Here is a 22997-nt window from a genome sequence, read left to right on the forward strand (position 1 = left end):
CGCCTACTGGAACAAGGCAGCCGACCGGCTGATGCGGGATCCCGGCATCAGCACGCCGGTCAGCTTCATCGTTCATTCGCGCAGGGAGGTGAATACCTACCTGAGGGAGGGGCAGTACTTCTTCTCGGATATTCGCAAGGAAGGCATCGTTCTCTACGAGCTCGACGACGAGCCGCTCGCTGAACCGAAGCCTCTGAAGCCTGCCGATTGTCTGCGGGTGGCGAAGGAACATTTCGGCGAACGATCATTGCTATCGATGACCTTCTTGAAAGGTGCTCGCTTCTATCTCAGCGAAGGGCACGTACGCGTTGCTGCGTTTGAGCTTCATCAGGCGCTCGAACAAGCCTATTCCTGCGTTCTCCTGACCCTCACCAACTACGGCCCACCGTCGCACAACATCAAGTTCCTCCGCTCACTCGCGGAGGATCAGGACCAGCGTCTGGCGGACGCCTTCCCGCGCGATCAGCATCGGGAGCGTGCCTGGTTCAACACCATCAATGAGGCCTATGTGAAGGCGCGCTACTCGAAGCATTTCGAGATCGGCGAAGAAGCACTTGCGTGGCTCTTGGAGCGGACGGCAATCCTGCTTGATCTGGTCAATGCGGTGTGTTCCGAACACCTGCGAAGTCTGGAGCGGGAGGTCAGATAGGCTTCTGACGACGGGCGGCTCGCTTAGGGTGTACATAAATTGGCCTGCCATTTTCGGTTTTGAGCGAACCAGGTGGGTGATAACGTTCAGGTCGTCGGAAAGCCATCCGGAGCGATCCCATGTGCAATCTCTACAACATCACGACCAACCAGGAAGCCATCCGCGCGCTGACGCACGCCTTCGACCGGCTCGGCAATCTGGAGCCGTCGCTCGACATCTATCCCGACCAGATGGCGCCGATCGTGCGCAATCACAACGGTGAGCGCGAACTGACCCGCGTTCGCTGGGGCATGCCGAGCTCGAAGCAGGCCTTGTTCCAGGCCGCATCGAAACGCGCGGACAAGCTTCGTGCCAAGGGCAAGGACGTCGATTTTCAGGAGCTGCTGAAGATGGAGCCGGACGGCGGAACGACGAACATCCGCAATACCGCCAGCAAGCACTGGACGCGCTGGCTCGGCGTCGAGAACCGCTGTGTTGTCCCCTTCACCCGCTTTGCCGAGCCGGACCCGGCGAGCAAGGTCGAGGGCGGCCGCACGCCGAACGCCTGGTTTGCAGGCGACGAGAGCGAGCCGCTCTTGTTCTTCGCCGGCCTGTGGGTGCCACAGTGGGAGTGCGTGCGCAAGATCAAGGAAGGGTTGATTACGTGCGATCTCTTCGCCTTCCTGACGACCGAGCCGAACGCCGTCGTGGCGCCGATCCATCCGAAGGCAATGCCGGTCATCCTGCGCAACGTCGACGAGATCGAGACATGGCTGACGTCGCCTTGGGAGGAGGCAAAGGCCCTGCAGCGTCCCCTGCCCGCCGATGCACTCGTGCTGCTGAAGACGGCTTGAACCGGTGGCCCGATGCTGAGATACGCCCTGGCCGCACTGATAATCCTGATGATGACCAGCCAGCTTGTCAGCATTGGCATCAGCATCTGGCTCGCGCTTTGAGATGCGCCACACCTCGCCCCGGTTACGGAAATCTCTCCGCCGCGATGAGCGTAGAACTCAATGAAAATTCCGGCTCTTGATCTTGAGCGTGTCGATATGAAGATCGGGCGTGAACATGTCCCTTGCCCGAACACCCGGCATCGGCCGCTCGCGGCGATCGGGGCTTCCGGGAGAGCCATGGGCGAACTCGTCGCCGCGGCCGGTCGGTAGCCGAAAGCCTCCGTCGCGCTCGGCAAGGCTCGAGAGATCTGCCGAGAGATCGAAGAGCTGCTGGGCGACCAGGTGCACCACCTCCCCTTCCCGCTGGATCCTGCCGTTGATCGCCATCATGCTGGCACCGAGCACCACCCGGCGTGACCGCTCGAAGAGTTTCGGCCAGACGACGAGGTTTGCCACGCCGGTCTCGTCCTCGATGGTGATGAACATCACGCCCTTCGCCGATCCCGGCCGCTGGCGCACCAGCACCAGTCCGGCTGTCATCAGCCATTGTCCGTCGCGTGCTCTCATCGCCTCGGCGCAGGTGACGATCTGCCGCTTGGCGAGGTCATGCCGCAGGAAGCTCAGCGGGTGCTGGCGGAGCGTCAGGCCGGTGTGGCTGTAATCCTCGACGACGTTGTGACCTTCGGTCATCTGCCTGAGCTCGACTTCCGGCTCCTGCTGTTCGGCGACGGCTCGTGCCTCCCGTTCCGCCGCGGCGGTGAAGAGCGGAAGCGGCTCGTCGCGAAGTGCCTTAATCGCCCAGAGCGCGTCCCGCCGCTTGAGGGCCAGTGACGGCAGGAAGGCATCGGCTTCAGCCAGCTCGACGAGCGAGGCGACCGGCACACCGGAACGCCGCCACAGGTCGTCGACCGATGCGAAGGGCTCGTCAGCGCGCGCGGCGACAATCCGGGCCGCGTCGGCGGTCGCCAGGCCGCGCACCAGACGCATGCCGAGCCGGACAGCATGGCGGCCGGTATCATCGATCGGCTCGAGCGTGCAGTCCCATCGCGAATGGTTGATGCAGACGGGGCGCACCTCGACGCCATGCTTCCTTGCGTCCGCGACGATCTGGGCGGGGGCGTAGAAGCCCATCGGCTGCGAATTGAGAAGTGCCGCGCAGAAGACATCGGGAAAATGGCATTTCACATAGTTTGAGGCATAGGCGATGAGCGCGAAAGACGCGGCGTGGCTTTCGGGAAAGCCGTAGGAACCGAAGCCCTCGAGCTGGCTGAAGGTCTTCTCCGCGAATTCCGGCGTATAGCCGTTCCGGATCATTCCCGAAACGAGCTTGTCCTTGAACTTCGAGACACCGCCTGTGAACTTGAAGGTCGCCATGGATTTGCGCAACTGGTCGGCTTCGCCGCCGGTGAACCCGGCGCAGACCATCGCCACCTTCATCGCCGATTCCTGAAACAATGGCACCCCCAAGGTCTTATGCAGGACCGCCTCCAGTTCGGGTGTCGGGTACTCGACCTTCTCCTTGCCCTCGCGGCGGCGCAGATAGGGATGCACCATGTCACCCTGGATCGGGCCGGGGCGGACGATCGCCACCTGGATCACGAGGTCGTAGAAGGTCCTCGGTTTCATGCGTGGCAGCATTGACATCTGCGCCCGGCTTTCAATCTGGAAGGTGCCGAGCGTGTCAGCCTTGCGGATCATCGCATAGGTCGCCGGGTCCTCCTGGGGAATGGTCGCGAGGTCGAGTTCCTGATGCTTGTGCTCGAAGATCAGGGCGAAGGCCTTGGCCATGCAGGTCAGCATGCCGAGCGCCAGCACGTCGACCTTCATGAACTTCAGGGCTTCGATATCGTCCTTGTCCCATTCGATCACCTGCCGGTCGGCCATCGTCGCCGGCTCGATCGGCACGAGGTCGTCAAGCCTCTCATGGGTGAGCACAAAGCCGCCCGGATGCTGGCTGAGATGGCGCGGCGTTCCCATCAACTGCCGCGCAAGCTTCAGGGTGAGGGCGAGACGACGGTCGTCCGGATTGAGGCCGAGGTCGCGCAGCTGTTGCTCGCCGACTTCGTCCGACCAGGACCACAGGCCGGAAGAGAGCGCCTTGATCAGATCTTCGGGCAGGCCGAGCGCCTTGCCGACGTCGCGAATGGCGCCCTTGGCGCGATAGCGGATGACGGTCGAGCAGAGAGCGGCCTTGTCATGGCCATAGGTCTTGTAGATCCACAGGATCACTTCTTCGCGCCGCTCATGCTCGAAATCGACGTCGATGTCGGGCGGCTCGTCGCGCTCCTGGGAGACGAAGCGCTCGAAGAGGAGGTCGTTGGTATCGGGATCGATCGAAGTGATACCGAGCACGTAGCAGACGGCCGAGTTGGCGGCCGACCCCCTGCCCTGGCAGAGAATGCCTTGCGACCTGGCATACCGGACGATCGAGAAGACGGTGAGGAAGTAGGGCGCGTATCTCATGGTCTCGATCAGGGAGAGCTCATGGCGGATCGTCTTCTCGACATGCGCCGGCAGGCCCTCAGGATACCGCGTCTTCACGCCCTCCCAGGTGTAGTGCTCCAGCGACTGCTGCACGGTCATGCCCGGGATCAGCGCTTCCTCGGGGTATTGATAGACGAGCTCTTCGAGCGAGAACTTGCAGCGCTCGACGAGCTCCATCGTTCGCTTGAGCGCTTCCGGGTAGAGAGGAAAGAGCCGCGCCATCTCGTCGGGCGGTTTCAGGTAGCGGTCTGCGTGTCGCTCCCGCTCGAAGCCGACATCGTCGATGGTGGTTCCTGTCCGGATGCATGTGACGACGTCCTGCAGCTGCCTGCGTGCGGGCTCATGGAAGAGCACGTCGTTGGTGACGACTGTTTTCACGCGGTGTTTTGCCGCCAGGTTTGAAAGCTCATGCAGCCGCAACTGATCATTGGGACGGCGGCGCAGGGAGAGCGAGACATAGGCGCGATCGCCAAAGATCTCGGTCATTTTCCTGAGCTGCACGGCGCAGGTTTCGTCGGCCAGGTCCGGCACGAGAACGCCAATCAGGCCTTCGGCATAGAGTGCGACGTCATCGAGATGGAGGATGCAGTTCGCCTTCCCGCCTCTTCCCTTGCCCAGGGTCAGCAGCCGCGTCAGTCGCGAATAGGCGGCGCGGTCGGTCGGGTAGACGAGGATCGACATGCCGTCGGCCAGGTCGAGCCGGCAGCCGACGACAAGTCGCACGCCCGTTGCCCGCGACGCCTCCAGGGCGCGCACGATACCGGCAAGGCTGTTGCGATCGACGATACCGAGCGCCTCGATGCCGAGCAGTTTTGCCGTCGCGAACAGTTGCTCGGCCGAGCTCGCGCCCCTGAGAAAGGAAAAATGCGTCGTCACCTGAAGCTCGGCGTAGCGCATCATGCAAAGATCCCATGCAGGAACCAGTCGTGCGAGCCGGTTTGCGTATCGACGCCATCACCGGATCGGAAGATCCAGAAGCGCTCGCCCACCTCGTCCTCGACGACAAAATAGTCGCGCACCGCAACCCATTCGGCGCTTCGTTTCCACCATTCGCCGAATATGCGCTCCGGGCCGTCGGCCCGCTTCACCCGGCGGCGCTTGCCACGCCAGGTGAAAGAGGCCGGCGGATGGTCCGGCAGCAGAGCGATCACTTCGATCGCCTCGGGACGGGCGAGAAGCCGGGGCGGCCTCGGCCATTGCAGCGGCCAGGTGGCACCCACCTCGTCCGCCATCGGCGCGATCCGCTGGACGCTGCGTTCGGGCACGTCACTTGCGACCGGCGCGACACGGAAAATCCGCTGGCCGCCACGATTGCCGAGCACATCGATGAGCGGCGTCACGTCCGTCATCTGATCCTCGATCAGCGAAGAGGCTGATTGAACCTCGGGGAGTGGTTCGACGAGGGTCGCGGCAAGGCTCAGCTTCTCGATGCCGAAACCGGGTTCGATCTTCTCGAAGCGATCGCGGAAGAGCTTCATCAACCAGGCAACATCGCGGACCGGCTTTGCGGTCCCGGCCCTGAGCGCCTGCATGGTGTTGTCGACGCGGTGAATGACGAGGTCGGCGCGACGCACGCCGAGCCCGCGCTGTTCGAGCTCGAGGCAAAGCTGGCGCACCAGCCGGCTGACGTACTTCTCGATGGTTTCCGCAGCGCCGATCGGTTCGGCAAAGGACTTGTGCAGTTCGATCAGGTCCGCCGGCCGGATCGGATCGATGGGTTCCGCGACCCTCCCGAACATCTGGTCGAGACGGCACCCGACCTCCGGGCCGAAGCGAAGGGCCAATGGCGCGCGCGGCGTCGCTTCCAGATCGGCGACGGTGGCAAAGCCGAGGGTGCGGAGACCGGCGATCGTCTCGACCGGCAATCGTAGGGACGACAGCGGCAGGCGCCCTACGACGCTGGCGGTCTCTCCGCGCGGGATGATGACGGTCTCGCGATTGGTACTCCGGGCGAGCGCGTGCGCGGCACCCCAAGTGTCGGCAATGGCCGCACGCGCCGCAAGGCCTCGCCCGCGGAAACGGTTGACGAGACCGGAGAGCATCAGCTCCTCGCCACCCTGAAGGTGATCGGCGCCTTCAGTGTCCATGACGATCCCGTCCGGAGGATCCATGGCAACAACAGGAGAATATTGCGACAAGGCCCACAGCGTCAGTCGTTCGAGAGCTGCACGGTCCGCCACCGGATCGGCATCGATCATCATCAGCCCTTGGACCAGCGCCTGCGCCTTGGCCGCCGGCATGCCGACATGAAGGCCGTGTTGGAGAGCCGCCTTGTCAGCCGCGGCAATCCACCGCTTCGAACCGCTCCTGGCGATTACCGCCAGCGGGGTTTCAACGGGTAGCGAGGGATCGGCGCGTCTCACCCGATCGGTCGCCAGCGTCGGAAGAAAGACAGATACGACCCTGACCATCACATGCACCTACGACGAATTCCGCGCTCTCTCCTGCCCTCACCCTGATCAGTTCCGTGAGCCACCGCGCCCGTCCGACGCCCAGCACCGGCAACGGCTCGGATGGCAGAACCGAGATCCGCCACCGCGTTGCCGCAGCCGTCGGCGAACCGAAGTCGGAGGCTTCGCTCTGGCGCCGCCAACGGCGGATCACCAGACCCAAGGTGCCCGACTTCTCCGCGGCAAGCTGCAGCCTGCGCGATACCGTCATCGGCAGGCGCACGAGTTCGGCGACGACGGCCCCGAGGCCGCCATAACGCAGCGCCTCCTCGAAACTCGCGAGCATCGCCTCTTCCTTGTCGCACTCGACGAAGATGACGCGGTCGGGGTGAAGTCCGACCTGAGCAAGCGCCGGGAAGAAGAGATCGAAGCGCGTGAGGCACCAGACCACCTTGCCGGTGGTTCGGGCAGCGATGCCGCCGACGAAGAGCGCGGCCGCTGCCCCGTCAATCGCACCGTTTCCGCCGCCTGCCACCTCATGCAGGGCGCCGCAGGCAAGTCCGCCACCCGGCAGGCGCGCATCCATCTCCGGCACGCCGAACGGCAGAACGCTTCGATGGCGTGAGCCCACCCCCTCCAGGTTGGCGATCTTCTCGCGCAACTCGTCGAGGACAGTGTTCGAGATGGAGGCGGCGGCAGTCATGGTCTTCTTTCGCAGCCTGTTTTCGGCTTGAGAAACTGGCATATGTTCTGTATTTGTTCTTTTGCTGAAAACGAGTCAATGCGCATACGACCCGTCAAAGTTGAGAGGCGATGCCAGGCTGGTGAATCCGCGAAAGGATTCAAACCGATGACGGATCGGAAATTTTTCTCATGCGATCGCGTTTTGGCGTCAACCGGCGGGAAATGCGGCAAGCATATCCCATATTCGGGTTCATAATGCGGACGGAAGCGGGTCCATGACAGACGAAGAAGGCCAGGGCCGGCCGCGCAAGATCGTTCATATCGACATGGATGCCTTCTACGCATCGGTCGAGCAGCGCGACAATCCCGAGCTCAGGGGTTTGCCGGTCGCCGTCGGCAGTCCTGCCGCCCGCGGCGTGGTGGCAGCGGCAAGCTACGAAGCGCGTAAATTCGGCGTTCACTCGGCGATGCCCTCGGTGACGGCCAGGCGCAAATGCCCCGACCTGATCTTCGTCCCGCCACGCTTCGACGCCTACAAGGCTGTCTCGTCGCAGATCCGCGCAATCTTCGCCGAATACACGGCACTGATCGAACCGTTGTCGCTCGACGAGGCCTATCTCGACGTCACCGAAAACCTGAAGGGCATGGAGATCGCGACCGAGATCGCCGCGGAAATCCGCGCGAGGATCAAGGTCGCGACGGGACTGAACGCGTCAGCGGGAATTTCCTACAACAAGTTCCTGGCCAAGATGGCGAGCGATCTCAACAAGCCGAACGGCCAGGCCGTTATAACACCGAGGAACGGACCGGGCTTCGTAGAGCGGCTTCCGATCAAGAAGTTCCACGGTGTCGGACCGGCGACCGCCGAGAAGATGCATCGGCTCGGCATCGAGACCGGCGCGGATCTCAAGGCACAGACGCTCGCGTTTCTCGTTCAGCATTTCGGGAAGTCGGGACCATATTTCTACGGGATCGCCCGTGGGATCGACAATCGCGAGGTCCGACCGGACCGGGTGCGAAAATCGGTCGGCGCCGAAGACACATTCGCGGAGGACATTCATTCCTTTGAGTTGGCACGAGAAGGACTTCGGCCGTTGATCGAAAAGGTATGGGGTTATTGCGAGGCCAATGAGATTGGCGCCAAGACCGTGACGCTGAAGGTCAAGTTTGCCGATTTCAGCCAGATCACCCGCAGCAGGACCTTTCCCGCAGCACTGTCGGCAATCGCCGGTCTCGAAGACGTCCTCAGCGTCTTGCTCGCACCGATCTTTCCACCCAGACAAGGGATACGTCTCCTCGGCGTCACCCTCACCTCGCTGGAACGGCGAACACCGCCAGTGGAACCGCAGCTGCGGCTGGCGCTCTAGAGGCGGCACTATCCGGACGGGGAAGGCGCGACGTTGGCTTGTCCAGGATCCGCGCCCAATGACCTGCGACGCAGCCCTTGTCCGGCAGCGGTCGGTGCTTCGGTGAACCTGAATCCTCCAGCATTTCTTGGGTGATCGCTGGAGCATCTCACGTGTCCCTCATCCGCTGCCGCACCATCGGCCGGCTCGCCGCAGGCTGCCAGTGCCCGGGCCGAACCATTGATCCGACGCTGGCGACCCCGCAGCGGTTGCGGGCGCAAACAAGGGGTTGCACACGCGGGCGTTCGGAAATAGCTTCGTCTGGCGGCGTGCGAGCTGCCCAGTTGAAGAGGAAGACAATGGCAACGGGTACCGTCAAGTTTTTCAGCCAGGACAAGGGTTATGGCTTCATCACGCCGGATACGGGCGGCCCAGATGTGTTCGTCCATATTTCGGCCGTGCAGGGTTCCGGACCTCTCCGAGACGGCCAGAAAGTCAGCTACGAGGTTGGTCAAGACCGCAAGACCGGAAAGTCAAAGGCAGAAAACGTCAGGGCGGTCTAGTCGCCATTTCCATCCCGTCCTGGGATGCTGAAATCTGCTGGTCAGCCGACGAGACACGAACAGGCATCGGCCATAAGTGAGGGCGATGGAGGGAATCGGTTACGCTGACCGGGATCCGAAATAGACGCGCTGATGCCCTCAAACCTCAATCTGACGCTATTGCCCAACCGCTTACGCAAGGTCGATGGGATCCTCGAGGAAGGCCCGTGGATGCTTCACGACGGTTCATCTCGGCAGCGATGGTTCTTGGACACGCTATCATCATCTAGGCTCGCCTGGGCGAGGCAGGCGCCACATAGCTCGATCTATGGCTTTGTAAGGCATATGTCGGACAGGTATTCGGCGCCGCGACCCTCGTGGACGGCCCCTCATCACACCTCTGCTCCTACTGATTGGCCTTGAGGTGCTCCTCCTTTCCTTGGATTCGTATTTCGGCCTTGGCCGCCGTGGGACACGGACACGCTCTCGGCACGAGCCTGGCCTCACCGGCGCGACACCGTCTCGTGCATTTCCTTCCGTTCGCGGGCCGCTGTATCGCGCACTTCGGCGGGTGTTCGATCATAGGTCCGTCGGAATTCCCTGGTAAAATGCGAGGTGCTCGCAAAGCCGACGTCCAGGGCCACTTCGATGATCGGCTTTTCGCTTGCAAGCAGGATCTGCCGCGCACGCTCCATGCGAAGACGACGGAATGCCATGGCGGGCGACATCTTCGCCTTCTCCTGGAACACGCGCTCGAGTTGGCGCCTGGAGAGACCGACCTGTGCCGCGAGCTTCTCGATCGGGATTCCCGCCTCGATATGCTGCTCCATGATTATCAGGACAGCCGCGACACGGGGATCGCTGACGTGTTCACGGAGCGGCTGCCGCGTCTGGATGTCGAACTGGGTGCGAGCCTTTTCGATCTGCAGGACCTCGAGCGCATTGCGCTCCGCATCCCGGCTGATGTGCCGCCTGACGAGGGCGGCGGCAAGATCGGCGGCACTGCTTCCTCCGGCACATGAGCCGCGCCTGCGGTCCAAGTTGAACAACCGGTCCGCCCGGACCTCGAGATCGGGAAAGCGCTCACGAAACTCCTGGTAGTGAAGCCAACTCACGCACGTCGGATGCCCCTTCATCAGGCCTGCGTCGGCCAGGATGAAGGTTCCCGTGCAGAGACCGATCAACGGCACCCGCTTCGACGCGGCGTCCTTGAGGAATTGCACGGTCTCATTGTCGACCGGTTGCTTGACGCTGAGAAGCCCGCCCACCACGGCGATATAGTCGAATTGGCGCGGATCGACGAAGTCGGAGGTGGGTGCGACCTGAATGCCGCAACTCGAGCTGATCAGGTGCCGCGTGCTGCCGAGAACCTGCCAGTCTGCCAGAACCCTGCCCGACCGGTCGAGCTGATCGCTCGCCAGTCGAAGGGTGTCGACAAAGAGCGCGAAGGCCGAAAGCGTGAAAGACCTCGAAAGAACAAAGCCAATTCTCAGGCGGGGCACCGGCGATGCCCTGTCCGACGCGCGTAGCTGACCGGCCTGTCCCATCACATCTTCTCTTGCTGGCGATGCCTGCGGAGGAACAGTGATCAATGGTTCGTTCCGTCCTTCAAATCCGGTTTTCCCGTTCATTGCTCGCCGACCTCCAAATCCATGCGCCACGGGACTACGATCGTCAACAGGACGGTGCCGAGATCGTATGGCGCTCGCACGTTCAGCCCGCCCTTCATCCCCCATCGCTCCCGGATCAAGCTCAGACGTCCTTGGCAAGGCGCAGCCCATCATAGATCGCGGCGTGCGTGTTGCGAGCCGCAACCGCATCGCCGATCCGGAAGAGCCGGTAGCTGCCCTCGGGGTTCCGCTCGACGGTCTGGGACGCTCCGGACAGCAGCGCATCATAGGAGATTTCACCGACGTTCCTCGAACCGGGCTTCAGTTCGAAATAGAGGTCATCCAGCGGGACGGTGCCGTGATTGACGACGATCTGGTCGACCGTGCGTTGCCTGGAAACACCACCGTAGTCGCTGCCGAGATGGGCGATGATCTGGTTGCCGCTCCTCTCGGCCGCCTCGAGCCGGTAGGTGACGGTGAAAGTCGCATCGAGATTTTGCAGCGAACGCATATAGGGCACGAGGTTCATGGCCATGACTTCCGGCGCGAAGGAACGATCCGGGGTCATGATCTCGACCTTGCCGCCCGCCTTGGCAATGATCTCTGCCGCCTGCAGACCGGCATGGTCGCCGGCGTCGTCGTAGACGAGCACGTTTGCGCCCGGCTTCGCATCTCCGGAAATGATGTCCCAGGAGGAGACGACCAGCTCGTTGCCTTTTGAAAGGACCTCGGTATGCGGGAGCCCTCCCGTCGCTATGACCACGACGTCGGGGCGTTCCGCCAGGACGATGTCCTGATCCGCCCAGGTATTGAAATGGAAGACGACGCCGAGCTTCTCGCACTGGCTCATGCGCCAATCTATGATGCCGATCATCTCGCGGCGGCGTTCGCTCTGTGCGGTCAGACGGATCTGTCCGCCGGGATTGCTCGCGGCTTCGAAGACCACGACATCGTGGCCGCGCTCACCCGCGACACGCGCTGCCTCGAGCCCGGCGGGACCTGCCCCGACGATCACCACCTTCTTGCGCACGTCCGACTTCGCGATCTTGTGCGGCATTGTTTCCTCGCGGCCCGTCGCCGCGTTGTGGATGCAGAAGGCAAGGCCGCCCTGGTAGATGCGGTCGAGGCAGTAGTTCGCCCCGACGCAGGGGCGGATGTCGTCCTCGCGCCTCTCGATGATCTTGCGAACGATGTGTGGGTCGGCCATGTGCGCACGGGTCATGCCGATCATGTCGACCTTGCCGGCTGCAATCGCATGACGCGCCGTTGCGACGTCCTGGATCTTTGCGGCGTGGAAGGTCGGAAAATGCGTCGCCGCCCGGACCTCGCCGGCGAAATCGAGATGCGGCGCGCTCGCCATGCCCTGGATCGGAATGACGTCGGTCAGGCCCGGATCGGTGTCGATATGGCCACGAATGACGTTCAGGTAGTCGATGAGACCGCTCTCCTTGAGCCTGCGGGAGATTTCCAGTCCCTCGGCCTTTCCCGTCCCGCCGGGAAGGCGCTCGTCGGCGGTATAGCGAATACCCAGAATGAAATCGTCACCGACCCGCGTGCGGATCGCCTTCAGCACGTCGAAGCAGAAGCGCATGCGGTGGTCGAGAGAGCCGCCATAGGGACCGTCGAGTTCGTTGGTAAGCGGTGAGATGAACTGATCGATGAGGTGGCCGTAGGCTTCCAGTTCGACACCGTCCATGCCGCCCGCTTTCATGCGCTCGGCGGCATCGGCAAAATCCCGGATGACGCGCTCGATATCCCAGTCCTCGATCTTCTTGGGAAATGCGCGGTGCGCCGCCTCACGGTGGTGAGACGGAGCGAGGATCGGCAGCCAGTCGCCCTTGTCCCAACGTGTTCGCCGGCCGAGATGGGTCAGCTGGATCATGATTGCGGCGCCCTCTTCATGGACGGCATCGGTCATTTCACGGATCCACGGAACGATCTCGTCCTTGTAGGCGAGCAGATTGTTGAAGACCGGCGGGCTGTCCCTGGAAACGGCGGCGGAGCCGGCCGTCATCGTCAGGGCGACGCCACCCCTCGCCCGCTCGACTGTGTAAGCGCGATAGCGGCCTTTCGGCATGCCGTCCTCGGGATAGGCGGGCTCGTGCGAGGTGACGATGATGCGGTTGCGCAGCGTCAGATGTTTCAATTGAAACGGCTGAAGCAGAGGGTCGCTCGACATGCGAAAGGCTCCCATCGTGTGGACTGCCGTCGATCCTAGGGGCGAATGTACACATGTGTCAACATACGAAACAATAGAGACTATAATCTCGACATTGGTGTACATTGCTGTTGTATGGCCGCAGCGGGTTTGGTAGGACGACATCATGGAACATGCGACAAGCGACAGTGCCTGGAGAGGTTCGTACGAGGGGTGGCTCGCCGCGGCTTACGATTCCCTGCTCGAGGGCGGCGTCGATTCCGTGAAGATTCTGCCGCTCGCCAAGCGGCTGACTGTGTCCCGGACCAGCTTCTACTGGTTTTTCAAGGATCGCGAGGAGCTTCTGGACGCCCTCGTCTCCCGTTGGAGGGAAAAGAACACGGGCAGCCTCGTGAAGCAGTCGGAGGCCTATGCGGAATCGCTCGTGGAAGCCATGCTGAACGTCTTCGACTGCTGGCTGAACCGGGAGCTGTTCGACACCCAGTTCGAATTTGCCGTGCGCAGCTGGGCCTTGCAGTCGCCGGACGTCCTGGCAGAAGTACAAAGGGCGGACCAGGTGAGGATGGATGCCCTGACCCGGATGTTCATGCGCTTCGGCTTCAGCGAAGAAGCCGCAGACGTGCGTGCACGCGCGACCTACCTGGTCCAGATCGGATACATCTCGATGCAGACCCAGGAGGACCTTGCCCTGCGTATGAAGCGCATTCCCCAGTACATCGAGATCCACACCGGCCAGATCCCCGAGCAGCGGGAACTCGACCGCTTCTTCGCACGGCATCGTTAGCGCCGCGACCATTTCGGCTCGAACGATGGCCCGTCCGTCGGCGTCGTTGTTGTCGCCAGACGGCTCTCGAAGAACTCAGGCCGTTCCGCAGGGAGACACGCCCTCGCAAGTCTGCGTCTGTTCCACAAGGCAACGCCGCCGCGCGACGCTGGACGCCGTAAGGCCGTGCATCATCCGGTCTGCCTCGAAAAATTCCGGCATTTAAGCGAGCCATAAGCTGAGCACGCTATCCCGATCTGGCGGCAAGAAATCCCGCGAGCATCGAAAGGAATCCTAAAATGAACTTCCGTAGACATCTGATCTTGCCTGGGCTGATTATCGCTCTTGGTGTGTGGAGCACTCCATCCTGGGCTGCAACCACCTCCCACGAGGGTCACCAGAGTGCAGCGATCGAGCTGACGCTGAATGGCCAGGCGAAATGGCAAGGCGACGAGAACATGCTGAAAGGCATGAACGGTATCCGCGGCGCGCTCGCCACGCGGCTCCCCGCCATCCACGATGGGAGCTTGCAACCGGCCGACTACAAGAGGCTTGCCTCCGAGGTGCAGGCACAGGTCGACTTCATGGTGACAAACTGCAAGCTTGCACCCGAAGTGGACGAGCAGTTTCACATCGTCCTGGGTCATGTGCTCGACGGGGTGGCGGAACTGGAAGGCGACGCCGATCCGCGCAGCGGCGCAGTCCGTGTGGTGCAGGCGCTGAACGCCTATGGCACATACTTCGAGCATCCCAACTGGCAGCCGCTCGAGTGACCGTCGGCCATCGAAGGATTGTGCCAGCCTGCCGGAACTGCCAGACTGGACAAGTGCCTGTCTGGCGCTCTTCGCGAGGCGGGCACAGTCTTGACGAACAGTGTTGCCTATGGCGGATGTGATGAGGCTCTTGCTGGTCGAAGACGACACCTTGTTGGGCCGTGGTCTGGTGGCGGGCCTTGGCCAGGGCGGTTTTGCCGTGGACTGGGTCCGCGATGGCGATGATGCCGATGCCGCTCTTGCCACGACGAGCTATGACGTCGTCGTTCTGGATCTCGGATTGCCGGGCATGGATGGCTTGAGCCTCCTGCGGCGGAGGCGGGCTGCAGGCGACAAGACGCCCGTTCTGGTGCTGACCGCGCGCGACACAATTGCAGAACGCGTTTCCGGCCTGGATGCCGGCGGGGACGATTACATGATCAAACCCGTTGACCTGGAGGAATTGCGCGCCAGACTTCGTGCACTGCTGCGCCGGTCGGCTGGCGAGGCGATGCCAATTCTCCGATCCGGTCGCGTCGCACTCGATCCGGCAGCCCATACTGTGACGCTGGATGGAACGCCCGTGCTTCTGTCGAATCGCGAATTTGCTGTCCTGCAGGGACTGATGATGCATGCAGGCCGCGTCATGACGCGTAGCCAGTTGGAAGAACAGCTTTACGGCTGGGACGAGCAGATCGACAGCAATGCCGTCGAAGTGCACATTCACAATCTGCGACGCAAACTGTTCCCGGAGGTCATACGGACCATGCGCGGCATCGGCTACATCATTCCGGCCGAGCCATGACAGGTTCCTTGCGTCGTCGCCTTGTCCTGTCACTTTGCGGCAGTATGGTGACTGCCTGGCTGGCAACTGCCTTCTTCACCTATCATGATACCAGCAGCCTGATCGATCAGGTAACCGATGAGCACCTCCAGCAATCCGCCGAGATGATGCTTGGCTTGGTTGAACACATTCCTCCGGACCTCATTGCGAAGGTTCTGGCCGCTGAGCGTAGACCCGAACAGCGGCTCTCGTACCGCATCCTGATCCCGGAAGTCCCCGGCGGGACCCACCCGCCGGACGGAGACTGGCGTTCCGGTTTCAGCAACATCACGGACAACGGCGAGGATTGGCGCGTCTATCGTACGGGCGACGGCGCCGGCATCCGGGTCGAGGTGGCGGTTCGACAAACCGTTCGCGAAAGCTTTGCCGCGCGCATTGCAGCCCATATTCTCCACCCGGTATGGATCGCCGCCCCGTTACTCGCTGTCGTCATATGGCTTCTTGTGCGATGGGGGCTTGGACCGCTGGAGAGGTTGACGGCAGGTGTCAGACGGCGATCGCCGACGGACCTTTCGCCACTCGCTTCGCGATCCGCTCCGACCGAGGTCCTTCCACTGGTCGAAGCGCTCAATGCGCTCTTCGCCCGCATCAAATCGGCCCGGGAGCGCGACCGGCGCTTTGCCGCCGACGCCGCCCATGAGCTGCGCACGCCGCTTGCCGCAATCCGGGCGCATGCCCAGGTTGCGAGGAGTACCGACGATATCGCCGAATGCCACGCGGCAGTCTCGGAAGTGCTCACCGGCGCAGATCGCGGCACACGCATCGTCGAGCAGCTTCTGGCCCTGGCTAGGATTGACGACAGCACGACAGGGGAGTCAGCCCAACCGATCGACATGGTTGACCTCGTTCGTGACACGGTTGCAAGGATGGCACCCCAGGCGGTCGCGCGCAACATCGACCTGGCGCTCGAAGTGGAGGCGGACTTAGTCGCTGTTATTCGGGGTAATGCCGATCTCCTGGCCGTAATGGTGCGCAATCTCGTCGACAACGCCCTTCGGTACATCCCTGAGGGTGCGCAGGTTACCGTTCAACTGTCACGGCGCGATGACCACCTGCTTCTGCGCGTCGAGGACTCCGGGCCCGGCATACCGTTGGAGCTGCGTGAGCGAGTCAAGGATCGCTTCTTCCGGGTCAACGGCGCTGCAGCGCCCGGAAGCGGATTGGGACTGTCCATCGTCGTTGCCATTGCCGAGCATCACGGGGGAAATCTCACGCTCGGTGCGCGATCCGGCGCCCCGGGACTCGTGGCTGAGGTTTGCCTGCCTCTATGGCAGCAGACAGTCGAGGACGTCCGCGCGTAACCTCTCTCCGTGTACTCACCAATCAACGGCCGGGACGTCAACGTCGATGTCGCCGAACTGAAGTACCAGACGCCATGTTTCACGGCGGAGTCTCTCAGGATGCGGATGTCGTCCGGGCGGCCACGGCGGCCGCCGGCCCGTTCAACTCGCCAGCATCAGCCCGCCGTAGCGGCTAATCTCGCTCCGTATTTCGGTGACGAGCGTGTCCAGGGCAGGATTTCTCGCCTTCCGTCCGCGCCGCACCACATAGGCGAGGTCGGGCGGGGACCGGCAGCGGCTTTGTCATGATCTCCATCTCGGGACGGACGTGGCGTTCGCTCAGAAGCGCCACGCCCATGCCCGAGACGACCGCTGCGACGATGCCCGCAGCGCACGCGCATTCAAAAACGGTGTGCAGTACGATGCCACCGTCCTGACCGATGTCGAGCACCCAAGTGCGGTAGAAGCACTCATCATCAAGCGACAGGAAGGGGATAGGACCGTTAGGCGGCGAAAGCACCGGGTGCTTGACCCAATGAAGCCGTTCGCGGAACAGAACCAGGTCCGTCGGCCGGACTTCGTGGGCGAAGACTTGCAGGATTGCGGCGTCGAGTTCGCCCCGGTCGAGCATCCTGCGCAAGACCAGGCTCATGCGGACTTTGGTGCGGACGGAGACGCCGGGATGCAGCCGACGGAACCGTCCGAGGATGCGGGCGAGGTCCGTGCAGGTCGTGTCCTCCGTGAGGCCGAGGGCGATCCACCCTGCAAGTGGTGTTCTCGAAAGGCTCATCAATGCCCCGTCATGCAAGCCAAGAATGCGCCCGGCATAGTCCAGCAGATCGTCGCCGTCGGGTGTGAACAAAGGTGCTCCCGGCCTCCGACTGAGCAGGTCGACCTCGACGGAACCACGCGGTCGTCGCAGCTCGGCCGACGACGGCCATAGCGACGTCCGGCCGGATCCCTCTATCCGGCAGAGGGATCGCGGCAAACGTTGCAGGAGTGCCCGGCGTGCCGGCGCACCCCCCGGGCGCCATCAGGAATACGATGGTTCTTGAGCGGAGCCGGAAGGGCTGACCATCGCACTGGCAAGCTGGCGCAGACTGACGCTGCCGAGCGCCTGTCCGCCCGCGCCGACAACGACCGCCACGTCGCTTTCCGAAGTCGTGGCAATCATGCGAACGGCCTCCTCCACAGTGGTGCCGGCTTGAATCATCGTTCCGCTCGGTGCCTGACCCGGCGGCAGGGTCGCCATCACGGCCTCGACCGTCACGACGCGCCCTCGATTGACCTCCTTGACGAAGTTCGCGACATACTCGTCGGCCGGCGAGAGCACGATGTCCTGGCGCGTGCCCTGCTGAATGACTTCACCGTCGCGAAGGATCGCGATCTGGTCTCCGAGCCGGAGCGCTTCGTCGAGATCGTGCGTGATGAAGACGATCGTCTTCTTGATCTCCTTTTGCAGGTCCAGAAGAACCGTCTGCATGTCGGTGCGGATTAGGGGATCGAGCGCCGAATACGCCTCGTCCATGAGCAGCACCGGGGCGTCGTTCGAAAGGGCGCGCGCCAGACCGACACGCTGCTGCATGCCGCCGGAGAGCTGGTTCGGATACTTGCTTTCGAAACCCCTGAGGCCGACGCGCTCGATCCATCGCATGGCGATGTCGACCGCCTTGGATCGGACAACGCCCTGCACTTCGAGGCCGTAGAGGGTGTTGTCGAGCACCGTGCGGTGCGGAAGCAGTGCAAATTTCTGAAACACCATCGCCGTCTGGTGCCGGCGAAACTCCCGCAATTCGCGTTCGTTCATCGTCACCACGTCGACCCCGTTCACCAGCAACTCACCGGCGGTCGGGTCGATGAGACGGTTGATATGCCGGATCAGCGTCGACTTTCCGGAGCCGGACAGGCCCATGATGACCTGTATGCAGCCCGAGGGCATCTCGATGCTGATGTCCTTGAGGCCCAGCACATGGCCGAACTTCTCGTTCAGTTCGGCCTTTGAGAGTCCGTTGCGGACGGCTTCGACATGGGCCGCGGCGTTCGGTCCGAAGATCTTGTAGAGGTGGCGGATCTTGATGCCATCAAAGTGATGCTCAGCCATGGACAATCTCCAGGTGCTGCTGGAGCCGTTTGCCGAATGCCTGGCTCACGCGATCGAAGATGATCGCGATACCGACGATCGCAAGGCCGTTGAAAATACCGAGGGTGAAATACTGGTTGGAGATGGCTTTGAGCACCGGCTGTCCAAGGCCCTGCACACCGATCATCGATGCGATGACGACCATAGCGAGCGCCATCATGATCGTCTGGTTGATGCCGGCCATGATGGTTGGAAGCGCCAGCGGCATCTGAACCTTCTTCAATTTCTGCCAGCTTGACGACCCGAACGCGTCGGCGGCCTCCAGCACATCCTTGTCGACAAGGCGTATGCCGAGATTCGTCAGGCGGATCATCGGCGGAATGGCGTAGATGACCACCGCGATGAGGCCGGGGACCTTGCCGATACCGAGCAGCATCACGACGGGGATGAGATAAACGAAGCTCGGCATCGTCTGCATGACGTCGAGAACCGGATTGATGGCATTCTGCAGACGATCCGACCGGGCCATCAAGATACCGATCGGAATGCCGATGACGATGGAGAGGACCGTGCAGACGAAGATCATCGAGACCGTCTTCATGGTGTCGTCCCACATGTCGAAATAGCCGATGACGAGAAGGGTCACGACGGTTCCAGCGACGATCCGCCAATTGCGGCTGGCATACCAGGCAAAGAGCGCAATGAGCAGGAGGATGATCGGCCACGGCGTGCGCGTCATGAAGCGCTCCGACCAGATCAGAAAGTGTTGCAGCGGTTCGAAGACGGATTCGATGCCGTCGCCGTAGGCGCGGGTGAAACTGCGAAAGCCCTCGTCGATCGCCTTCTTGAGGTCACGCAGTGAATCCGGATTCATCGCCGGAAATTTGTTGAACCATTCCATGTCGATCCCCTTCCAGCCTCTGCCGATCTAACGCCGGCTTTCGGGCTCAAAACGTCAGCACGCCGCGAATGTCCTTTGCAGCGTATCCGAAACAGATGAGAAGGACGGCACGCCGGGACGTGCCGTCCTCTCCCGTTGATAAGGCGATCAGAGCGCCGCCTTGATCTTCTCGGCAGCTTCCGGCGAAACCCATTCCTTCCAGAGCGCTTCATTCTCCTCGAGGAAGTGCTTGGCGCCGTCGTCGCCGCTCGATTGGTTGTCGGTCATCCATGCCATCAGCTTGTTGACCGTGTCGTTGCTCCAGGCGCGCTTGTTGAGATAGCCCATCACGTCCTCGCCGGCCCGTTCGGCGAAGGCTTTGGTCACCAGCGTCTGGACCTTGTCCTTCGGCCAGTCGTTCTTCTTCGGATCCGGGCAATCTGCAACGGTGTTGCAGCGCTTCCATTCGGCAGCGTCGTAGGGAACGCCGTGCTCGAGCTTCACCATCTCGTACTTGCCGAGCAATGCGGTCGGGGCCCAGTAGTAGCCGAGCCAGCCTTCCTTGCGTTCGTAGGCCTTGGCAATAGAACCATCGAGGCCAGCCGCCGAGCCGGTGTCGACCAGCGTGAAGTTTGCAGCCTCACCGCCATAGGCCTTGTAGAGCTGACTGGTCACGACGGTGCCGCCCCAGCCCTGCGGGCCGTTATGAACGGCGCCCTTGCTCTTGTCTTCCGGGTCCGGGAACAGTTCAGGATGCTTGAAGGCATCGTCAATTGTCTTGATGTCCGGGTTGGCGTCTGCGATGTATTTCGGGATCCACCAGCCCTGGACGGCCGCATCGGAGAGTGCCACGGCAGCGCCGATGAGCTTGCCTTCCTCGATGCCACGATTAACGACGTCCGGCAGCAGGTCGACCCAGCCTTCCGGTGCCAGATCCGGCTCGCCCTTCTCGATCATCGAGGTGATGGTCGGAACCGTGTCTCCCACGATGACTTCGGCGTTGCAGCCGTAACCTTCCGTCAGGATGAACTTGTCGAGAGCAGCGAGCACCTCGGCGCTCTGCCAGTTCATGCTGGCAATGGTCACGTCGCCGCATTCGGCGCGCGCCGCGCCCGTCATGGCCAGGAGGCCAGCGACCAGGCAGGTGGAAGCAAGAAGATGTTTCATGTCCGTTCCCTCTTCATTGCGGCATTTGTTTCGCAACGGGGTGCCGCTTGTACCCGTTGCTCTGCACGCGCGGAAACACGACAACTCCTAGCTCATCTTTAGCTGCGGGTCGCGTCTTGCGGGTGACCAGTGCACCACCATTGACAGGAGGTTTCAAGAGAATGGCGCCGGCTATGAGAAACCGCGCAAATGACTCGCAGGATGAGGTCCACGTCCGGCGCGTTGGTCGGTCAAGGCGCGCGTGCGCCGACCGAGAGGCTGGATACATCTGCTCAACGCTTGCCTGTTCCAGATAAGGAGCTCCGAAAACAAGAAATACCAGACGGTCCGCCACCTGGATCGATAGCAGCAGGATCGATCCTGCCCCATAACTTCGTCTTAGTCGAAATTCCGAATTGTCGATTGCCTCTGATCGTCGTTTGAGGGGTGGAATTGCGACGTGACCGTCCTGCAAACCTGCACGCCGGCACGCGCTCGCACTGTGGTCGCGCCGATGGTGTCGGCGCCTCGGCCGGGGCCGTCGGGGAGTCATGCTGCCCGGCCGCAGGCCCAACCCAATTCGTTGAGCGTCCTGAGGCAGGTTCGTTACGACCCGCGGCGCCGGTTCGGCCGGGCGTCTTATTGCCCGAAGACGTGGGCCGCACCCGCGTCGAACGTCAGCCAGACGGGGCTGCCGCGCTGGACACCCGACATCGCCTCGTGGCCGAACGGCACGCGCACCGAGATCGACGTGCTCTCGCCGGTACGGGTCGACACATGGATGTTGTTGCCGAGGAAGGTAATGTCCTCCACCGTGGCCGCCAGACCGCGGTCCGTCTTGCGGCCGGACAGCGAAATGCGCTCGGGCCGTAGCATCAGCTCGACCTTCTCCTGGCCGGCCGGTGCCCCATGCAGCGGCACGTCGCAGACGGCCAGATCGTCGCCGAGCGAGACGTCGGCGCGACCGTTGCGGGTGGCAAGCAGACGACACGGTATGAAGTCGCTGTCGCCGATGAATTCCGCGACGAAACGGGTCGCAGGATTGGCATAGAGCTCCTCGCCCGTGCCGATCTGATCGATCACGCCCCTGGAGAAGACCGAGATGCGGTCAGACAGACGCAAGGCTTCCTCCTGGTCGTGGGTGACGTAGAGAACCGTCACCTCCGTCTGCTGGTGGATGCGGCGGATCTCGTACTGGATCTCCTCGCGCAGTTTCTTGTCGAGCGCCGAGAGCGGCTCGTCCATCAGCAGCACCGGCGGGTCGTAGGCGAGCGCGCGAGCAAGCGCGACACGCTGCTGCTGGCCGCCCGACATCTGCGCCGGTCGCCGGTCCTCGAAGCCTTCGAGACGAACGAGGGAAAGCATCTGCCGCACGCGCTCCGTCACCGCCGCCTTCGACCAGCCACGAACCTTCAGCGGGAATGCGATGTTGTCGCCGACCGAAAGGTGCGGGAAGAGCGTATAGCGCTGGAAGACCATGCCGATGTTGCGGCGGTGCGACGGCGTGTCGAGGATGGTTCGGCCGTCGAGGAGAATGTCGCCGCGCGTTGGCTGCTCGAACCCGGCCAGAATGTAGAGTGTGGTGCTCTTGCCGGAACCGGAGGGGCCGAGAAACGTCATGAACTCGCCGCGCCCGACATCGAGCTTCACGTTGTGAACGGCAACGACAGGGCCATACTCCTTGCGGATATTCCGGATTTCGAGAAAGGGCTTCATGCTTTCAGTCCTCTTTTTAGAGCGGCGGCGAGCAGCATCAGGACAAGGGTGACGAGGATGAGCAGCGTCGAGGCGGCGGCAATCACCGGCGTCAGGTCCTGGCGCAGCGTCGCCCAGATCTTCACCGGAAGCGTCTGAAGTGTCGGGCTCGCCATGAAGATCGCGAGCACCACCTCGTCCCAGGAAGTCAGGAACGAGAAGATCGCGGCGGAAAAGACGCCATGGCCGATGCAGGGCAAGGTGATCAGGAGCTTCGCCCTGAGCGGAGAGGCGCCGCAGAGCACCGCAGCGTCCTCGATCGACTTGTCGAATCCTTCGAGTGCCCCCGTGAGCGCAAGGATGGAAAACGGCAAGGCGACGACGAGATGGGCGATGACGAAGCCGGTCGTCGTGCCCGCCAGCCCGACCCTCAGGAAGAAGGCGTAAAGGGCGACGGCGAGCACCACGACCGGCAGGATCATGGGCGTCATGAAGAGAGCCCTCAGCGCATTGCGACCCACGAAGGTGCCACGCACCAGCCCGAAGGAGGCGACGAGGCCGATCAGCACGGAAAGCATGGTAACGACGAGGGCAATGCGGAAACTCGTCCAGGCGGATTCGAGCCAGCGCGGATCGGCGAACAACGCTCCGTACCATTTCAGTGTCCAGGACGGTGGCGGAAAGATCAGCCATTGCGACGAGCCGAACGACAATGCGGCGATGAAGAGAATGGGCAGGAGCAGGAAGGCGGATGTGAGCGTCGTGACCGCCACCAGGAACCATTTCCAGCTTCCGAGGCTTTCGAAATTGAGCAGCATG

At 62.5% G+C, this 22997-nt stretch carries 18 protein-coding genes and 1 pseudogene; 8 read left to right on the forward strand and 11 right to left on the reverse strand.

Annotation, left to right across the window (positions count from 1 at the left end):
* A partial coding sequence (locus tag EUU22_RS04035) for a HEPN domain-containing protein (protein WP_129330799.1) occupies positions 1-649 on the forward strand: 649 nt, incomplete at its 5' end.
* A 119-nt stretch (positions 650-768) separates the two neighbouring features.
* The gene (locus tag EUU22_RS04040; protein WP_129330800.1) at positions 769-1482 is read left to right on the forward strand and encodes an SOS response-associated peptidase; all 714 of its coding nucleotides are present in this window, start codon (positions 769-771) and stop codon (positions 1480-1482) included.
* 159 nt (positions 1483-1641) lie between these two features.
* Here EUU22_RS04040 and EUU22_RS04045 read toward each other — a convergent pair whose 3' ends face one another.
* The 3 genes from EUU22_RS04045 to EUU22_RS04055 are packed head-to-tail and all read right to left on the reverse strand — an operon-like array spanning position 1642 to position 7101.
* Complete coding sequence (locus tag EUU22_RS04045) at positions 1642-4905, reverse strand: error-prone DNA polymerase (RefSeq protein ID WP_129330834.1); 3264 nt, start codon at positions 4903-4905, stop codon at positions 1642-1644.
* Positions 4905-6419 (reverse strand): Y-family DNA polymerase, encoded by a 1515-nt coding sequence (locus tag EUU22_RS04050; RefSeq protein ID WP_129330801.1) that lies wholly within the window; start codon positions 6417-6419, stop codon positions 4905-4907. The genes EUU22_RS04045 and EUU22_RS04050 overlap by 1 nt, the downstream gene beginning before the upstream one ends.
* The gene (locus EUU22_RS04055; protein ID WP_129330802.1) at positions 6340-7101 is read right to left on the reverse strand and encodes an ImuA family protein; all 762 of its coding nucleotides are present in this window, start codon (positions 7099-7101) and stop codon (positions 6340-6342) included. The genes EUU22_RS04050 and EUU22_RS04055 overlap by 80 nt, the downstream gene beginning before the upstream one ends.
* 256 nt (positions 7102-7357) lie before the next feature.
* Here EUU22_RS04055 and dinB point away from each other — a divergent pair, with 256 nt between their 5' ends.
* The gene (gene dinB / locus EUU22_RS04060; protein WP_129330803.1) at positions 7358-8449 is read left to right on the forward strand and encodes a DNA polymerase IV; all 1092 of its coding nucleotides are present in this window, start codon (positions 7358-7360) and stop codon (positions 8447-8449) included.
* 338 nt (positions 8450-8787) lie between these two features.
* A complete protein-coding gene (locus EUU22_RS04065) occupies positions 8788-8991 on the forward strand; it encodes a cold-shock protein (RefSeq protein WP_129330804.1) in 204 nt (67 codons plus the stop codon).
* Positions 8992-9473: 482 nt separating this feature from the next.
* Here the strand turns inward: EUU22_RS04065 and EUU22_RS04070 are convergent, their stop codons facing one another.
* Positions 9474-10517 (reverse strand): GlxA family transcriptional regulator, encoded by a 1044-nt coding sequence (locus EUU22_RS04070; RefSeq protein WP_129330805.1) that lies wholly within the window; start codon positions 10515-10517, stop codon positions 9474-9476.
* Between the two features lie 205 nt (positions 10518-10722).
* Entirely contained in the window at positions 10723-12759 is a 2037-nt protein-coding gene (locus EUU22_RS04075; RefSeq protein WP_129330806.1) for an NADH:flavin oxidoreductase, read from the reverse strand.
* Positions 12760-12904: 145 nt separating this feature from the next.
* Between EUU22_RS04075 and EUU22_RS04080 the strand changes: the two genes are divergently transcribed.
* From EUU22_RS04080 to EUU22_RS04095, 4 genes are all read left to right on the forward strand, one after another.
* Positions 12905-13522, forward strand: a complete 618-nt coding sequence (locus tag EUU22_RS04080; RefSeq protein WP_129330807.1) for a TetR/AcrR family transcriptional regulator — start codon at positions 12905-12907, stop codon at positions 13520-13522.
* A gap of 278 nt (positions 13523-13800) precedes the next feature.
* Entirely contained in the window at positions 13801-14274 is a 474-nt protein-coding gene (locus tag EUU22_RS04085) for a hypothetical protein (RefSeq protein ID WP_129330808.1), read from the forward strand.
* Between the two features lie 121 nt (positions 14275-14395).
* Entirely contained in the window at positions 14396-15058 is a 663-nt protein-coding gene (locus EUU22_RS04090) for a response regulator (RefSeq protein ID WP_129330835.1), read from the forward strand.
* A gap of 44 nt (positions 15059-15102) precedes the next feature.
* Positions 15103-16398 (forward strand): ATP-binding protein, encoded by a 1296-nt coding sequence (locus EUU22_RS04095; RefSeq protein WP_165351080.1) that lies wholly within the window; start codon positions 15103-15105, stop codon positions 16396-16398.
* Between the two features lie 141 nt (positions 16399-16539).
* On the opposite strand, the pseudogene EUU22_RS04100 reads toward EUU22_RS04095, so the two are convergent.
* From EUU22_RS04100 to EUU22_RS04125, 6 genes and pseudogenes are all read right to left on the reverse strand, one after another.
* Positions 16540-17275 (reverse strand): annotated as a pseudogene (locus EUU22_RS04100) (substrate-binding domain-containing protein); the annotation flags it as partial.
* 135 nt (positions 17276-17410) lie between these two features.
* On the reverse strand, positions 17411-18478 hold the full coding sequence (locus tag EUU22_RS04105; RefSeq protein WP_129330810.1) for a quaternary amine ABC transporter ATP-binding protein: 1068 nt from the start codon (positions 18476-18478) through the stop codon (positions 17411-17413).
* Positions 18471-19358, reverse strand: coding sequence for an ABC transporter permease (locus EUU22_RS04110; RefSeq protein ID WP_129330811.1), 888 nt, complete (start codon positions 19356-19358; stop codon positions 18471-18473). Before EUU22_RS04110 ends, EUU22_RS04105 begins: the two co-directional genes overlap by 8 nt.
* Positions 19359-19505: 147 nt before the next feature.
* Positions 19506-20504: an ABC transporter substrate-binding protein gene (locus EUU22_RS04115; RefSeq protein WP_129330812.1), complete on the reverse strand. Its 999-nt coding sequence runs from the start codon at positions 20502-20504 to the stop codon at positions 19506-19508.
* 618 nt (positions 20505-21122) lie between these two features.
* Positions 21123-22199 carry an ABC transporter ATP-binding protein gene (locus tag EUU22_RS04120; protein ID WP_129330813.1) on the reverse strand — a complete coding sequence of 359 codons (1077 nt, stop codon included), beginning with the start codon at positions 22197-22199 and terminating at the stop codon, positions 21123-21125.
* Complete coding sequence (locus EUU22_RS04125) at positions 22196-22996, reverse strand: ABC transporter permease (protein WP_129330814.1); 801 nt, start codon at positions 22994-22996, stop codon at positions 22196-22198. Before EUU22_RS04125 ends, EUU22_RS04120 begins: the two co-directional genes overlap by 4 nt.
* Position 22997 lies beyond the last annotated feature (1 nt).

Origin of the sequence: Ciceribacter ferrooxidans, assembly GCF_004137355.1 — a bacterium.
GTDB lineage: Bacteria > Pseudomonadota > Alphaproteobacteria > Rhizobiales > Rhizobiaceae > Allorhizobium > Allorhizobium ferrooxidans.

What these genes read in the sequence shown, in the direction of transcription:
- EUU22_RS04040 (WP_129330800.1), top strand. Translation starts at nt 769, where the DNA reads ATGTGCAATCTCTACAACATCACGACCAACCAGGAAGCCATCCGCGCG.
- EUU22_RS04045 (WP_129330834.1), bottom strand. Translation starts at nt 4,905, where the DNA reads ATGCGCTACGCCGAGCTTCAGGTGACGACGCATTTTTCCTTTCTCAGG.
- EUU22_RS04050 (WP_129330801.1), bottom strand. Translation starts at nt 6,419, where the DNA reads ATGGTCAGGGTCGTATCTGTCTTTCTTCCGACGCTGGCGACCGATCGG.
- EUU22_RS04055 (WP_129330802.1), bottom strand. Translation starts at nt 7,101, where the DNA reads ATGACTGCCGCCGCCTCCATCTCGAACACTGTCCTCGACGAGTTGCGC.
- dinB (WP_129330803.1), top strand. Translation starts at nt 7,358, where the DNA reads ATGACAGACGAAGAAGGCCAGGGCCGGCCGCGCAAGATCGTTCATATC.
- EUU22_RS04065 (WP_129330804.1), top strand. Translation starts at nt 8,788, where the DNA reads ATGGCAACGGGTACCGTCAAGTTTTTCAGCCAGGACAAGGGTTATGGC.
- EUU22_RS04070 (WP_129330805.1), bottom strand. Translation starts at nt 10,517, where the DNA reads ATGGGACAGGCCGGTCAGCTACGCGCGTCGGACAGGGCATCGCCGGTG.
- EUU22_RS04075 (WP_129330806.1), bottom strand. Translation starts at nt 12,759, where the DNA reads ATGTCGAGCGACCCTCTGCTTCAGCCGTTTCAATTGAAACATCTGACG.
- EUU22_RS04080 (WP_129330807.1), top strand. Translation starts at nt 12,905, where the DNA reads ATGGAACATGCGACAAGCGACAGTGCCTGGAGAGGTTCGTACGAGGGG.
- EUU22_RS04085 (WP_129330808.1), top strand. Translation starts at nt 13,801, where the DNA reads ATGAACTTCCGTAGACATCTGATCTTGCCTGGGCTGATTATCGCTCTT.
- EUU22_RS04090 (WP_129330835.1), top strand. Translation starts at nt 14,396, where the DNA reads ATGAGGCTCTTGCTGGTCGAAGACGACACCTTGTTGGGCCGTGGTCTG.
- EUU22_RS04095 (WP_165351080.1), top strand. Translation starts at nt 15,103, where the DNA reads ATGGTGACTGCCTGGCTGGCAACTGCCTTCTTCACCTATCATGATACC.
- EUU22_RS04105 (WP_129330810.1), bottom strand. Translation starts at nt 18,478, where the DNA reads ATGGCTGAGCATCACTTTGATGGCATCAAGATCCGCCACCTCTACAAG.
- EUU22_RS04110 (WP_129330811.1), bottom strand. Translation starts at nt 19,358, where the DNA reads ATGGAATGGTTCAACAAATTTCCGGCGATGAATCCGGATTCACTGCGT.
- EUU22_RS04115 (WP_129330812.1), bottom strand. Translation starts at nt 20,504, where the DNA reads ATGAAACATCTTCTTGCTTCCACCTGCCTGGTCGCTGGCCTCCTGGCC.
- EUU22_RS04120 (WP_129330813.1), bottom strand. Translation starts at nt 22,199, where the DNA reads ATGAAGCCCTTTCTCGAAATCCGGAATATCCGCAAGGAGTATGGCCCT.
- EUU22_RS04125 (WP_129330814.1), bottom strand. Translation starts at nt 22,996, where the DNA reads ATGCTGCTCAATTTCGAAAGCCTCGGAAGCTGGAAATGGTTCCTGGTG.